The 14916-nt window shown below is 60.8% G+C and carries 12 protein-coding genes; 4 read left to right on the forward strand and 8 right to left on the reverse strand.

Annotated features, from left to right (window positions below; genetic code table 11):
* Positions 1-30 precede the first annotated feature (30 nt).
* Together motB and motA are read right to left on the reverse strand one after the other, a co-directional pair.
* On the reverse strand, positions 31-1023 hold the full coding sequence (gene motB / locus BKD70_RS09615; RefSeq protein WP_047273112.1) for a flagellar motor protein MotB: 993 nt from the start codon (positions 1021-1023) through the stop codon (positions 31-33).
* Positions 1024-1026: 3 nt separating this feature from the next.
* Positions 1027-1878 (reverse strand): flagellar motor stator protein MotA, encoded by an 852-nt coding sequence (motA, locus tag BKD70_RS09620; protein ID WP_047273111.1) that lies wholly within the window; start codon positions 1876-1878, stop codon positions 1027-1029.
* Between the two features lie 165 nt (positions 1879-2043).
* On the opposite strand from motA, the gene BKD70_RS09625 reads away from it, so the two are divergent.
* Genes BKD70_RS09625 through asd form a run of 3 tightly spaced genes read left to right on the forward strand, consistent with a single transcriptional unit; the run spans position 2044 to position 5315 of the window.
* On the forward strand, positions 2044-3582 hold the full coding sequence (locus BKD70_RS09625) for an HDOD domain-containing protein (RefSeq protein WP_047273269.1): 1539 nt from the start codon (positions 2044-2046) through the stop codon (positions 3580-3582).
* 44 nt (positions 3583-3626) lie between these two features.
* Complete coding sequence (locus BKD70_RS09630) at positions 3627-4454, forward strand: rhodanese-like domain-containing protein (protein ID WP_047273110.1); 828 nt, start codon at positions 3627-3629, stop codon at positions 4452-4454.
* Positions 4455-4463: 9 nt separating this feature from the next.
* Positions 4464-5315 (forward strand): archaetidylserine decarboxylase, encoded by an 852-nt coding sequence (gene asd, locus BKD70_RS09635; RefSeq protein ID WP_047273109.1) that lies wholly within the window; start codon positions 4464-4466, stop codon positions 5313-5315.
* A 47-nt stretch (positions 5316-5362) separates the two neighbouring features.
* On the opposite strand, the gene serB is transcribed toward asd, so the two are convergent.
* Positions 5363-6577: a phosphoserine phosphatase SerB gene (gene serB, locus BKD70_RS09640; protein ID WP_047273108.1), complete on the reverse strand. Its 1215-nt coding sequence runs from the start codon at positions 6575-6577 to the stop codon at positions 5363-5365.
* 132 nt (positions 6578-6709) lie between these two features.
* Here serB and BKD70_RS09645 point away from each other — a divergent pair, with 132 nt between their 5' ends.
* Entirely contained in the window at positions 6710-8242 is a 1533-nt protein-coding gene (locus tag BKD70_RS09645) for an AhpA/YtjB family protein (protein ID WP_047273107.1), read from the forward strand.
* 109 nt (positions 8243-8351) lie between these two features.
* Here BKD70_RS09645 and BKD70_RS09650 read toward each other — a convergent pair whose 3' ends face one another.
* From BKD70_RS09650 to parE, 5 genes are all read right to left on the reverse strand, one after another.
* Positions 8352-9056 (reverse strand): membrane integrity-associated transporter subunit PqiC, encoded by a 705-nt coding sequence (locus BKD70_RS09650; RefSeq protein WP_169835834.1) that lies wholly within the window; start codon positions 9054-9056, stop codon positions 8352-8354.
* Positions 9057-9236: 180 nt separating this feature from the next.
* On the reverse strand, positions 9237-11501 hold the full coding sequence (gene parC, locus BKD70_RS09655; protein WP_047273105.1) for a DNA topoisomerase IV subunit A: 2265 nt from the start codon (positions 11499-11501) through the stop codon (positions 9237-9239).
* 11 nt (positions 11502-11512) lie between these two features.
* Positions 11513-12034, reverse strand: a complete 522-nt coding sequence (locus BKD70_RS09660; protein ID WP_047273104.1) for a TIGR02281 family clan AA aspartic protease — start codon at positions 12032-12034, stop codon at positions 11513-11515.
* Positions 12031-13008: an esterase-like activity of phytase family protein gene (locus tag BKD70_RS09665; protein ID WP_047273103.1), complete on the reverse strand. Its 978-nt coding sequence runs from the start codon at positions 13006-13008 to the stop codon at positions 12031-12033. The genes BKD70_RS09660 and BKD70_RS09665 overlap by 4 nt, the downstream gene beginning before the upstream one ends.
* Positions 13008-14912 (reverse strand): DNA topoisomerase IV subunit B, encoded by a 1905-nt coding sequence (gene parE, locus BKD70_RS09670; RefSeq protein ID WP_047273102.1) that lies wholly within the window; start codon positions 14910-14912, stop codon positions 13008-13010. Before parE ends, BKD70_RS09665 begins: the two co-directional genes overlap by 1 nt.
* Positions 14913-14916 lie beyond the last annotated feature (4 nt).

Here is a 14916-nt window from a genome sequence, read left to right on the forward strand (position 1 = left end):
CCCTCTGAGCGAGGGTGAAGGCATGCGGCATCAAGGCTTCGGTGTTGCTGGCGCCTTGTCATCAAACAGGTTCAGTTTTTCCCGTTCTTCATGCATGGCGGGTGGCACTTGGTCAGCCGGCAGGGTGATCGGGTCAATCGGAGTGGTCGGCGCCTGCGGCGTGGCCATCTCGGTGCCCTGTTCACCTTCAATCGCCTGCTGCGCTTTCTTCGTCAACACCACGATGTCGATGCGGCGGTTGATCGGGTTCAGCGGGTTGACCTTGTCGAACAGCACCGACGAGGCGTAACCCACAATCCGCGCGACCTGATCATGTGGATAACTGCCCGCGATCAATGCCCGGCGCGCTGCGTTTGCGCGGTTGGCCGACAATTCCCAGTTACCGAACTCCGCATCGCTGGCATACGGCGTGGCATCGGTGTGCCCGCTGATGCTGACTTTGTTCGGCACGGCTTTGATGGTGTCCGCCATGGCCAGCAATATGTCTTCGAAGTAAGGCTTGAGGCGCGCACTGCCGACGTCGAACATCGGACGGTTTTCCGCGTCCATGATCTGGATGCGCAGGCCGTCAGGCGTGATTTCGAACAACAGCTGGTCTTTGAATTTGCGCAATTGCGGGTTTTCTTCGACCTTGTTCTGCAACTCCTGAAGCAGCAGTTCGAGCCGTTCTTTCTCGACTTGCTCGGCCATGCCTTCGACCTGATCGGTGTCGACCGTGATCTTGTCGGGCTGAGGCTGCATTTTTTCTTCAGGATTGAGGGTGGTGTCCGGCGCCAGGGTCGGCGTGCCTCCCAAATCGATGATGTACGGCGTGCCGGTTTCGGTGAACCCGATCGGGTCTTTGAAGTAACCGGCAATGGCGATTTTCTGTTCCGGGGTGGCTGTGGACATCAGCCACAGCACCAGGAAGAACGCCATCATCGCCGTAGCAAAGTCAGCGAACGCAATTTTCCAGGCGCCACCGTGGTGGCCCGCCGCGAAGCGCTTGACGCGCTTGATGATGATTGGCTGATTGTTTTCCATGGATCAGCGACCGCGGACTACTTGTTCCAGCTCGGCAAAGCTCGGACGGTGCTTGGGATACAGCACTTTACGACCGAACTCGACCGCCAGCGACGGCGGCATGCCCGAGGCCGAAGCGACCAGCGACGCCTTGATGGATTCGTACACATTGAGTTCTTCTTTCGCATCGTGGGAGAGCGAGGTCGCCAGCGGGCCGAAGAAACCGTAGGCCGCCAAAATACCGAAGAACGTACCGACCAGCGCCGCACCCACGTGCACGCCGATCATCGCCTGATCGCCGTCGCCCAGCGAAGCCATGGTCACCACGATACCCAGTACCGCAGCCACAATACCGAAGCCCGGCATGCCATCAGCAATCCCGGTCACGGCGTGGTACGGGTGCTCAAGCTCTTCTTTAAGGCTGAACAGCTCCATGTCAAACAAGCCTTCGAGTTCGTGGGGCGCCATGTTGCCCGACGACATGATGCGCAAGTAATCGCAAACAAACGCGGTCATGCGGTCATCTTTGAGCACGGAAGGGTATTTGGCGAAGATCGGGCTGGCCGCGGCGTCTTCAATGTCGCCTTCGATGGCCATCATGCCTTCGCGACGGCTTTTGTTGAGGATCTCGTAAACCAGCCCCAGCACTTCCAGGTAGAACGTGTGGGTGAAGCGCGAACCGAACATGCCGAGCGATTTTTTGATCACGTGCATGGTCATGTAGCCGGGGTTCGCCTGCAGGAACGCACCAAACGCCGCCCCGCCGATAATCAAGACCTCGAACGGCTGAATCAGCGCCCCGATCTTGCCGTGGGAAAGCACGTATCCGCCGAGCACGCTCGCGAACACGACAATGATGCCGATAATTTTAGCCATAGGAATTCAGGTACTTCTGCGTCGGGTTCAAGGTCATATTCGAGAGTTAAAAAACTCTTCTTCTACTTATCGGCAAAACTGCGCCAGACTATAGGCCATAAAGGCGAAAAGCCAGTTGGGCCCACTCCGGGCGTGTAAACAATGGATGATGACCACTCTCCCATCATGGCTAATGAAACCGGCAACGCGACTCCAATCCCCAATACCCTCGATGCGTGGGTCAAGCAGCTCGACGCTGTTCGCCTGCCCATCCCGCAAGACAGCCACGAGCGCGTCTGCAAGGCAATCAACGACAATCGCCGCTCGTTACGCGACATTGCCGAGCTGATGCAAGACAGTCCTGCATTGGCACTGAGCTTGATCCGCGACGCCAATCACCACACGCACGGCAGTTTGAGCGAGCCGGCCGAGAGCCTGGAAGTGGCGATCAACCGCCTGGGGCTGGCCCGCACACAAGAACTGCTTGAACGCCTGCCCGCGTTGCCGTGGGAAGAAATCCCGCAGGCTTTTCGCCAGATTCAACTGATTAGCCAGCACGCTGCGCAACAAGCCAGCGGCCTGTTTGGCAATCGCCTGGCGCGCCTGTGGCAAGAAATCTATTGGGGCAGCCTGCTGTTTCTGTCGCCGCTGTGGGCCATGGCACTCACTCACCCCGAACAGCTCGAAGAGTGGGAACTGCGGGTGATTCATAAAGGTGAATGCGCAAACAAAGTTGAACTCACACTGTTCGGCGTGCGCCTGTTTGAAATATGCCGCGCGCTGGCGCAATTATGGCGACTGCCCGAATGGGTGCTGCAAGGTTACGCCGTCATCACCGACGAACAGCGCACCCTGGTCAGGGTGTTGCATATCGCCCGCGACAATCATCATCGTTTGCGTCAGCAGCAACGTCTGGACGCTGACCCGGCCCTGCGCCGCTGGTTAAATCAGCCGTCAAACACTGTGTTGCTGGCCAATGGCCTGGCCCTGTCGGCCCAGCAGGCCTGGGACACGCCTCACAACTTGCGCTGGCAATACCTGACCAGCCTGTACATGCAAATGCCACTGGAAGAACTGCAACAACTGGTTCACCAGAACGCGGCCAGCAGCGCGCGCTATCACTCGATGCCCGACCTCTGGCACCCGGCTCAATCCCTGTTGTGGCCGTGGGGCGTGCGTCGCATGCACCGGGGTTTATTGCCTGCCCCGCCGCCGTCAGCCGAATCGCTGGTGGTGTGGCGCAAGCAATGCGGGCAACTGCTGGCCGAACCGAGTTCGTTCACCAATTCGATGCACCTGACCACCTGCGCCCGCGATGCGTTGGTGGCCTGCGGCATGCGCCGGGTGCTGCTGTTGATGGCCGATAAAACGTCGACCAGCCTGAGCGTGCATCAGATTGCCGGATTGCCCAAGGCAGCCTTCGACTTGAGCCTGCAAATTAACCAGAGCGCTGTCCTGCAACGCTTGATGACGCAACCGGCGCAATTTCGCCTGACACCCGAAAACAATGCGCAGATCACAGCGGTCCTGCCAAAAAGTTTGCGCGGCCTGTTTCCCGGCGAGCACCTGCTGTTGCGCTCGATCAGCAACAACGGCCGCGTGGTGATGCTGGTGCTGGCCGATCAGGGCGGCGGGCCGTTTTCTGAGACCACCGTGCAGGCTTTCGGCAAAACCGTGCAATGCATCGAAAAAGCGCTCAACAGCTTTACCACGCGCGGACGTTGACGCTTGCGCTACAATTCGCCCCCTTTTCGCCCTGGAGACCTCACATGCCTGACTTCTCTGGCTTGCCGTTGGTGATTGAGCCCCAAGACCTGCATGATCGGCTCGACGCAGCGAACCTGATTATTGTCGACCTGACCAGCGAGGCACGCTACGCCCAAGGCCACGTGCCAGGCGCGCGCTTCGTTGATCCCAAGCGCACCCAACTCGGCCTGCCGCCTGCTCCGGGCTTATTGCCCACGCAAGCCGCGCTCGAAAAACTGTTCAGCGAATTGGGGCACAACCCTGACGCGGTCTACGTGGTGTATGACGATGAAGGCGGCGGTTGGGCGGGCCGCTTTATCTGGCTGCTGGATGTGATCGGGCACAAGGCGTATCACTATGTAGACGGCGGTATTCACGCATGGATCGCCGATGGCCTGCGCCAATCAACCGAGGTTCCGACGCCTAAAAACGCACCGGTCACGCTGATCCTGCACGACGAACCCACTGCCACCCGCGAATACCTGCAAAGCCGGTTGGGCGCTGCCGATCTGGCGATTTGGGACGCTCGCAGCCCGGCTGAGTACAGCGGCGAAAAAGTGCTGGCGGCCAAAGGGGGTCATATCCCCGGCGCGAAAAATTTTGAATGGACCGCAGGCATGGATAAAGCCCGTAGCCTGCGCATCCGCACGGACATGGCGCAGATCCTTGAGGATCTGGGCATTACGCCCGACAAAGAAGTGATTACCCACTGCCAGACTCACCATCGTTCTGGCTTTACGTATCTGGTGGCCAAGGCGCTCGGTTACCCGCGCGTCAAAGGCTACGCAGGCTCCTGGGGCGAATGGGGCAACCACCCCGACACCCCCGTCGAACTGCCTGCCAAACATTAAGGACCCGTCATGAAAAAGCGTTTGTTTCTCCTCAGTCAGTACCTGTTGCCGCATCACCTGCTGTCGCGCCTGGCCGGCTGCGTTGCCGAGTGCCGCGTTCGCTGGTTCAAAAATGCCTTCACCACCTGGTTCGCCAAGCGTTATCAGGTGGACATGTCTCAGGCCCTGGTTGAAGACATCACCGCTTACGAGCACTTCAATGCATTCTTCACCCGCGCCCTGAAAGACGGCGCACGCCCGCTGGACCAGACGCCAGGCGCCATTTTGAGCCCGGCCGACGGGGCGGTCAGCCAACTGGGCGCGATTGAACACGGCCGGGTGTTTCAGGCCAAAGGCCACAGCTACAGTGTGCTGGAACTGGTGGGCGGCGATCCGGCCGTGGCTTCGCAGTTCATGGGCGGTGAGTTCGCCACCATTTACCTGTCGCCCAAGGATTACCACCGCGTGCACATGCCGCTGGCCGGTACCCTGCGTGAAATGATCTACGTGCCGGGCCGCCTGTTTTCGGTCAACCAGACCACGGCTGAAAACGTGCCAGAACTGTTCGCCCGCAACGAACGCGCCGTGTGCATTTTCGACACCGAACGCGGCCCGATGGCCGTGGTGCTGGTGGGCGCGATGATCGTGGCTTCGATTGAAACGGTGTTCGCAGGGTTGGTCACGCCGCCCAAACGCGAGCTGAAAACCTTTCGTTATGACGAAGCGGCGCGTGCGCCGATCCATCTGGAAAAAGGCACCGAGCTGGGCCGGTTCAAACTGGGTTCGACCGCGATCGTGCTGTTCGGGCCAGAACAGGTGAAATGGGCGCAAGAGCTGACGGCGGGTTCGCCGGTGATGATGGGCCAGAAGATCGGCGAGTAAATCCTGGTGTCGCTGCCGCAGGGTGCGGCAGCGACGACAGTGGCGGATTAACCCTGGCTGTTGCGGTCGCGCTGACCCAACAGGTACAGCACGCCATCCAGACCCAGCGTTGAAATCGCGTGTTTGGCCGACTTCTTCACCAGCGGCTTGGCACGGAACGCGACCCCAAGACCCGCGATGGCCAGCATGGCCAGATCGTTGGCGCCGTCCCCGACCGCAATGGTCTGCTCCAGGCTCAAACCTTCCTTTTGCGCCAGTTCGCGCAGCAAGTCGGCTTTGCGCTGCGCATCAACGATCGGCTCAACTGCCACGCCGGTCACTTTGCCATCCACCACTTCCAGCTCATTGGCGAACACGTAGTCGATGCCCAGCTTGGCCTGCAACTGCTTGGCGAAATAGGTGAAACCGCCGGACAGAATCGCGGTTTTGTAGCCCAGACGCTTGAGTTCAGCGAACAGCACTTCTGCGCCTTCGGTCAAACGCAGCGATGCACCGATGGCGTCCAGCACACCGACGTCCAACCCCTTGAGCAAGGCCAAACGCTCTTTGAAACTGGCCTTGAAGTCCAGCTCACCCGCCATGGCACGTTCGGTGATTTGCGCCACTTGATCGCCCACACCCGCGGCTTTGGCCAGTTCGTCGATGACTTCGGCTTCAATCAGGGTCGAGTCCATGTCGAAAACGGCCAGGCGGCGATTACGACGGAACAGGGTGTCTTCCTGCAGCGCGATGTCGATGTTGAGCGCCTGCGACAGCTCGAAGAACTCGGCACGCAAGGCATCAAGGTCAGCCACTTCGCCGGTGACGCGCAGCTCGATGCAGCTCTTGCTCAGACGCGTCGGCGCATCCAGCGGCACGCGGCCGGACAGGCGATCGGTCTGTTCAATGTTCAAACCGTGCTGGCTGATCACCGACGTCACGCGTAACAGCTCCTGGGCGGTGACCTGACGGCTCATCAATGTCACCACGTGACGCTTCTGGCTTTGTTCGTTCACCCAACGCTGGTAATGCGCTTCGCTAATGGGGTCAAAACGCAGTTGCAGCCCTTCATTGGCAATCAGGGGTTGCAGGTCTTTGAGCACGGCCGACACTTGATCGGCTTGCTCGATTTCAACCAGATACCCCAACGACAAAACGCCATGAATGACGGCCTGGCCGATGTCGAGCATGTTCACACCATTGTTGGCCAACACACCGGTGATGGCCGCAGTGAGACCCGGACGGTCTTCACCCGTGATGTTTATCAAGACGATTTCGCGCAAGGCACACCCCCATTCGCTAAAAAAAACGCATTCTACCCACTTTCAGTGACCATCGGGCATCGCCAAGGCTTTGCCGCCTGTGGGCCGCTCGCTATACTGCGCACCAATTTAACGGACTAAGAGCCGCGCTCAGTGAACCGGCCATCGCCTGTCAAAACCGATAACTTCTTCCTGCTGATCTTCCGGGCCCTGCGCGATCGCCGCATTCCGCTGGCTCTGCGTATTGCCAGCCATAACGTGATTCTGGTCGCCCTGGCACTGGTGATTTACGCCGTGGTCATGGGCCTGCAATTCAAGCAGGCCATGCATGATCAGGCCGACGCACTGGGTCAGAGCCTGACCACGCAAACCGCGACGTCTGCCACCGAGCTGCTGGTGTCCAATGACATCCTCAGCCTCAACGTGCTGCTCAATAACCTGACGAAAAACCCGTTGGTGGCGCACGCGGCTATTTATAGCGTTGACAACCGCATCCTCGCAGAAGCCGGTGAGCGACCGAAAAACGGCCTGCTGGGCGAAGCCGAAGGCATGTACCAGACCAAGATCACGTTCCAGGACGTGACCGCCGGGCATCTGCGCATCAGCCTCGACATGAACCAGTTCCAGCAACCGATGACCATCAGCCTGCAAAGCATGGGCATCCTCAGCGCAATCTTGCTGGCGCTGGCGCTGGCCTTGAGCCTGCGTCTGGGGCGTCACATCTCCACCCCGTTGTTGCAATTGCGCGTGTGGCTGCGCGAGCCTGATCCCTACACACCGGCGATCAACCGCCAGGATGAAATCGGTGATCTGGCGCGCCAGCTTCACACTCGCCTGGCACCGCCTGCGCCAGAGCCCGAGCCAGAACCTGAGCCCGATTACGACGACAGCGACTACGAAGACGACGAGCCAGAGCCCTCGTTCGAAGTGCGCAACCTGCGCGACCCGGACTTTGACGAAGCGCCTGCTGCGCCAGCCCCCAAAGCGGCCCCGCGGCACGTGGTTCATGCGGAAGAAGACGACAGCGACGAAGACCCGTTTGCCGACCTGCGCGACACGGGCAGTGCCGCCCCGGCGACCCTGACCAAGCCGCAGCCGACCGCACCCTCCGCGCCACAGCCGAGCGCTGTGCTGGCCGTGCAACTGGGTGCGCAGGATCAACTGCGTCGCCTGCCCCGCGCCCGCCTGACCGAATTACTGGAACGTTATCGCGACTGCCTGGAGCAAGCCGCCTCGCTGTATGACAGCGAGCTGCACACGCTCAACGATGGCAGCACGCTGATGCTGTTCCACAGCGAAGACAGCGGCGACGACTACCTGACCAACGCCATTTGCTGCGGTGAGCTATTGCGCGCACTGGGTCACGCCTTGCAAATCGAAGTGGCAGACAGTGGCATCACCTTGCAGCTGCAATTGGGGCTGGTGGTGGGCGAAGGCCTGACGGGCATGAGCCAGATCGACTTGCTGCTGACTGAAACCGCGCAAGACGCGCTGGCGCTGTCACAACACAGCCGCAACTTGCTGCTGGTTGAGCGCAAGATCAGTGACGATGCGCTGATTCGCCAGCGCGCCCGCATCCGCCCGATTGCCAGCCCTGAAGGGGCGTGCTGTGTAGAGCGCTTGATGGAACCGTACCCGTCGATGCTTGAACGCCAATTGGCGCGCATGCACGAGAAGCGCGGGTAAATCCACAAACGCACTCACCCTCTCCATCCGGGAGAGGGTTGGGTGAGGGGTTTTTGACCTGCAAAAAAATCCCGCTCAGATGCGGGATTTTTTTGTAGTGGTCACTGACTCAGAAGCGAAACACTTCCATGTCTGTGCGAATCGGTGAAGCCATCGGAATGCGGGGCTTGTCTGATTCTCCTTTGCGGGCCGGCTTTGGCTCCGGCTTGCGGGACTCCACCAACGGCGGCTGGTTGGCCAAGGGTTTAAGGGCCACCGCCAATTGCTGACTCATCTGTTGCAACAACTCGCCTTGAGCCTTGACCTGAGAGGCCGTGGTGCCATCGTGCTGTTTTTCCAGATGCACCATGCGGTTATCACGCACCTGACCGCGACGGTCAATCAGACGCCATTGCGCATCAAGGATGGCCGGCTGATTTTTGCCAGAGTCCAGACGCGTAATCGACAACAGCACTTGCACGTCCGGGGCGAAGCCCGCAGGGGCCGGGGCCAATACCACGCGCTGGCTGTCCAGACGCCAGGCCAGTTGGCGAAGCAGCAGTTGATCGATATCCGCCGACAGGCTACCTGCCCAACGACCATCGGTGGCCGCGCTCAGGCTGCCGTCGGTTTGACGTTGCAGCAGGGTTTCACGTTGCAGGTAGTCAGCCACGGTGACCGGGCCGAGTACCACGGCCATGCCGGCGCTTTGCGCGGGCTGGCCGGGGGTGCCGCTGTCCAGTTGGTACAAGGCCGCTGGCTGATGCGTGGAGCACCCCGCCAGACCGAGCACACCGGTCAGCAACGCAATTAAAGGAAGGCGCAGAACGTTCATCATTCCATCCAGGTGGCAGCCATCGGGCGCGCCACAGTGTGATTCTCGAAAAAGTCGCTGGCCACATCGCCAAGGGGCGGTGCCGCAAGTGCGCCATATCATCCGCGAATATCCAGCCCGACTCCAGCGCCGCAGACCCGATCTACGCGAAAAAACGCAGATCGGGCGCTCTAAACCGGCTTAATTGGGCGTTTCTACCAACATCGCGTCCACGCGCTGGAAACCACGGGGCAATTTGTTGCCTCGACGTCCGCGTTCGCCTTTGTAGTGTTCGAGGTCATCAGGCTTGAGCGACAGGTTGCGTTTGCCAGCCTGCAACACCAGCGTGGCGTTGTCCGGCAACACGGCAATATCGGTCACGTATTCTTCGCGACTGGCCACGCGATCGCCGGGTATACCGATGATCTTGTTGCCTTTACCTTTGCCCAACTGCGGCAAGTCGCTGACCTTGAAGATCAGCAAACGCCCTTCCGTGGTTACCGCCGCCAGCCAGTTATGCTCGCGGTCGGTGACCGGACGCGGCTGCATGACCTTGGCGCCCTTGGGCAGGCTGAGCAAGGCTTTACCCGCCTTGTTCTTGGCTTGCAGGTCTTCACCCTTGACCACAAAGCCGTAACCCGCGTCGGAGGCAATGACGAACAGCGCGTCGTCTTCAGGCAACAGCACGCATTCAAAACTGGCACCCGGTGGTGGCGTCAGGCGACCGGTCAACGGTTCGCCCTGACCACGGGCCGAGGGCAAGGTGTGCGCCGCCACCGAATAACTGCGCCCGGTGGAGTCGATGAACACCGCAAACTGGTTGGAACGCCCCGCCGCCGCGGTTTTGTAGCCGTCACCCGCTTTATAGGAGAGTCCGGTGGCGTCGAGGTCATGGCCTTTACCGCACCGCACCCAGCCCTTTTCAGACAGCACAACGGTCACAGGCTCAGTCGGGACAAGCTCGTTTTCCGACAGTGCCTTGGCTTCTGCACGGGCCACGATCGGCGAACGACGGTCATCGCCGTAGGTTTTGGCATCTTCCAGCAGTTCGCTGCGCACCAGTTTTTTCAGCTTGGCTTCGCTGCCGAGCAGGGCTTGCAACTTGGCCTGTTCTTTACGCAGGGCATCCTGTTCGTCACGCAGCTTCATCTCTTCGAGACGGGCCAACTGGCGCAAGCGCGTGTCGAGGATGTAGTCGGCCTGTGTTTCGGTCAGGGCAAACCGTGCAATCAATTCAGCCTTGGGGTGCTCCTCGGTGCGGATGATGTGAATCACTTCATCGAGGTTCAGGTAAGCCGTCAGCAAACCGTCCAACAGGTGCAGGCGACGCTCGACTTTATCGAGGCGGAACTGCAAGCGGCGCCGCACGGTGTTGATACGGAATTCCAGCCATTCCACCAGCAGCGCCCGCAGGTTTTTCAACTGCGGCTTGCCGTCCAGGCCAATGATGTTGATGTTGACGCGGAACGTGGACTCCAGATCCGTCACGGCGAACAGGTGCTGCATCAGTTCGTCGAGGTCGACCTTGTTGTTGCGGGGAATGATGACGATGCGGCACGGGTTTTCGTGGTCCGATTCGTCACGCAGATCAGTCACCATCGCCAGCTTGGTCGGCTTGGCCTGCATCAATGCGGCAATTTGCTCCAGCACCTTGGCGCCCGAGACCTGATGCGGCAAGGCGGTGACGACGATATCGCCGTCTTCCACGTGATACACCGCGCGCATGCGCACCGAGCCACGACCGGTCTGATAGATCTTCAGCAGGTCGGCGCGCGGGGTGATGATTTCAGCTTCGGTCGGGTAGTCCGGGCCTTGAATGTGTTCGCACAGTTGCTCAACCGTGGCCTTGGGCTCATCGAGCAAACGCACGCAAGCGGTGGCGACTTCTCGCAGGTTGTGCGGTGGTACGTCCGTGGCCATGCCCACGGCAATGCCGGTGGTGCCATTGAGCAGGATATTCGGCAAACGTGCAGGCAACACAGCCGGTTCGTCCAGCGTGCCGTCGAAGTTGGGTACCCAGTCCGCCGTGCCCTGACCCAGTTCGCTGAGCAGGACTTCGGAGTAACGCGACAAGCGCGCCTCGGTGTAACGCATGGCGGCGAACGACTTGGGATCGTCCGGCGCACCCCAGTTGCCCTGACCGTCAACCAGTGTGTAGCGGTAGCTGAACGGCTGCGCCATCAGCACCATGGCTTCGTAACAGGCCGAATCGCCGTGGGGGTGAAACTTGCCGAGCACGTCACCGACGGTACGCGCCGATTTCTTGTGCTTGGCGTCTGCGTCCAACCCCAACTCGCTCATGGCGTAGACGATACGCCGCTGTACAGGCTTGAGGCCGTCGCCTATGTGCGGCAAGGCCCGGTCCATGATCACGTACATGGAGTAGTTGAGGTAGGCCTGTTCGGTGAAGTCGGCCAGTGACCGGCGTTCTACGCCGTCCAGGCTGAGATCAAGGGAGTCGCTCATGCGGACCTCATTCAGTTCGTTGTCTGGCGCAGCAGCATGGTGCCGCCGCGCTGGGTGAATTCAAGTTTTTTCAAAGCGCTCATACCCAGCAACACCTGTTCGCCGTCCAGCCCCGGCGCAGCCACTGCGCGCACGTTGCGCAACACAATGGCACCCAGTTGCAGGCGGTCGATGTGCGTGCGATAGCCCTGCGCCTGCCCGTTGGCGGTATTCAGGGTCACGGGCACGCCCTTGGGCAATGCCAGTTGCCGGGCCAAATCCAGCGGGACCGCCACGTCGGTGGCCCCGGTATCCAGTAAAAATTCCACCGGCACGTTGTTGATACGGCCGCTGGCGACGAAGTGCCCCTGCACGTTGGCTTGCAGCTTGACGTCGATGAAGCCTTCGCCCTGTTCCGAAACCACGTCGCGGTTGGGGTTCTCCTGACGCTGCTCCCAGCGCCCGAAAAACTGGGTCGCCAGGTACAGGCCCGCACACCAGGCCACGATCATGAAGACACGACCGGCCCGCTTGCCCGGTGGCTGCTGGCTCATGACCGGGCGCCCCAACCACCGGGCGGCGCCGCAAAGCGGTAGACCACCGGACGCGCCTCGCCATCGGCACGCACGTGGTTGCCATTGTCGACACCGATCCAGGCCCCTTGAGCGTCGACGCTCAAGGCTTCGGCATTGCCGTAGGCCGAGGCGTAGCGGCGCGCGGCGGTCAGTGCGTCATTGGCGAACGACCAGCAGCGCTCCACGTGCCCGGTGGCAGGCGTTCGGCGGCACACGCGATAAGCCATGCGCTCGAGGGTGAACAACTTGCCTTCGAACACCGCCAGATCTGCGAAATCCTTGGCCTGCGATTTGGCCTTAAGTTGCGGTGGCGGCTGTTGCGGCCCCGCCTCACTCATGATTACGCAGCTGTCTTCACAGGCCCACACGCTTTGTTTTTTGTGCAGGGTCAGCAAGCCACGGCGCTCGCGCTCTGCCGCCAGCCAGATCTGATTGCCTTGCGGGTTGATCGCAATGCCTTCAAACAAGGCATTGAAATGCAGCAGCATGCCGCTGGCCCGCGCCTGACGCACCAGACCGGCGTCGATTTTCAGCCAGGAGGCGTTGCCCTGCGGCGCGATCAGCACCACACCGGCATGGGATTCACTGACCACGTAACGGTTGCCCGCCGCGTCGCAGGTGATGCCTTCAAAATCGAGATCGCCACCGCGCAGCGGGCTGATGGCTTTGCCCATCATGCGCACGCCCCACGGCAAACCGGTCTTCGGCGGCTGGGGTAGATGGAGGCTCACGGCTTCAGCCAGCCACTCGGGATAACGGGTATCAAGCCGGTAAATCTGATCATCATCGCGGTCAGACACAGCCCACATTTCACCCTGGCACACCGCCAGCCCCGACAGATTGCCGCCGCGCATGCCTTCCACCGGGTGCTCAGACTGCAACACCAGTGCTGGCCATGTTTCGGCCATTACCGGGGTCGCCAGCACCTGCAGCGCCAACAAGGCTCTGCGCATCAGGCCAGCACCTGCGCCAGGTTGCCTTTGGATTCCAGCCAGGTCTTACGGTCGCCCGCCCGTTTTTTCGCCAGCAGCATGTCCATCATTTCGGAGGTCGCGGCGAAGTCTTCCAGCGTGAGCTGCACCAGGCGACGCGTGTTCGGGTCCATGGTGGTTTCACGCAGTTGCGGCGGGTTCATTTCACCCAACCCCTTGAATCGCGTGACCTGCGGCTTGCCGCGTTTTTTCTCGGCCACCAGACGGTCAAGAATGCCATCACGCTCAGCCTCGTCGAGGGCGTAGAAAATCTCTTTGCCCAGGTCGATGCGGTACAACGGCGGCATGGCCACGTACACGTGACCGGCGTCCACCAACGGCCGGAAGTGCTGCACAAACAAAGCGCAGAGCAACGTCGCGATGTGCAGACCGTCGGAGTCGGCGTCGGCAAGGATGCAGATTTTGCCGTAGCGCAGCTGGCTCATGTCGGCCGCGCCCGGGTCCACGCCGATGGCCACGGCAATGTTGTGCACTTCCTGGCTGGCCAGCACTTCGCTGCCATCGACTTCCCACGTATTGAGGATCTTGCCGCGCAACGGCAGGATCGCCTGAAACTCTTTGTCCCGCGCTTGCTTGGCGGAACCGCCAGCGGAATCGCCTTCCACCAGAAACAGCTCGGCGCGCATCGGGTCCTGGCCCGCACAGTCAGCCAGTTTGCCCGGCAACGCCGGCCCTTGGGTGATGCGCTTGCGCTCGACTTTTTTACTGGCCTTGAGGCGGCGACCGGCGTTGTTGATCGCCAGCTCAGCCAATTGCATGCCCAGTTCAGGGTGCGCGTTGAGCCACAGGCTGAACGCGTCTTTGACCACACCGGAGACAAACGCGGCCGCTTCGCGGGACGACAGGCGCTCTTTGGTCTGGCCGGAGAATTGCGGCTCCTGCATTTTCATCGACAGCACGAACGCAATGCGTTCCCACACGTCTTCCGGGGCCAGTTTCACGCCACGCGGCAGCAGGCTGCGGAATTCACAGAACTCACGCATCGCATCGAGCAGGCCCTGACGCAAACCGTTGACGTGGGTGCCGCCCTGCGCCGTCGGAATCAGGTTGACGTAGCTTTCCTGAACACTGTCGCCGCCTTCGGGCAGCCACAGCAGCGCCCAGTCAACGGTTTCTTTATTGCCCGCCAGGGTGCCGCAGAACGGCTCGTCGGGCAGGCGCTCGAATTCACTGACGGCGTCCACCAGGTAGGAACGCAAGCCGTCTTCGTAATGCCACTCGACTTTTTCGCCGGTGTTTTTGTCTTCAAACGTGACCAGCAGACCGGGGCACAACACGGCCTTGGCCTTGAGGACGTGCTTGAGGCGGCTGACCGAGAATTTGGGGGAGTCGAAATACTTCGGGTCCGGCGCAAAGTAGACGCTGGTGCCGGTATTGCGCTTGCCGACGGTGCCGATGATTTCCAGGTCGGTGGCTTTGTAGCCATCGGCGAAGGTCATCTGGTACTCGTTGCCATCACGCTTGACCTTGACCCGGACCTGGGTCGACAAGGCGTTAACCACCGAGATCCCCACGCCGTGCAGGCCGCCGGAGAACTGGTAGTTCTTGTTCGAAAACTTACCGCCCGCGTGGAGCTTGGTGAGGATCAGCTCGACGCCCGACACGCCCTCTTCGGGGTGAATGTCCACCGGCATGCCGCGCCCGTCGTCGCTGACTTCCAGCGAGTGGTCGGCGTGCAGGATGACATTGACCGATTTGGCGTGACCGGCCAGGGCTTCGTCGACACTGTTGTCGATGACTTCCTGAGCCAGGTGGTTGGGCCGACTGGTGTCGGTGTACATGCCGGGGCGTTTGCGCACCGGGTCGAGGCCCGAGAGGACTTCGATGGCGTCGGCGTTATAAGAGCTAGCGCTGGGAGTGGCCATAGGG

It is taken from the genome of Pseudomonas sp. BS-2016 (assembly GCF_001806145.1).
Taxonomy (GTDB): Bacteria; Pseudomonadota; Gammaproteobacteria; order Pseudomonadales; family Pseudomonadaceae; genus Aquipseudomonas; species Aquipseudomonas lundensis.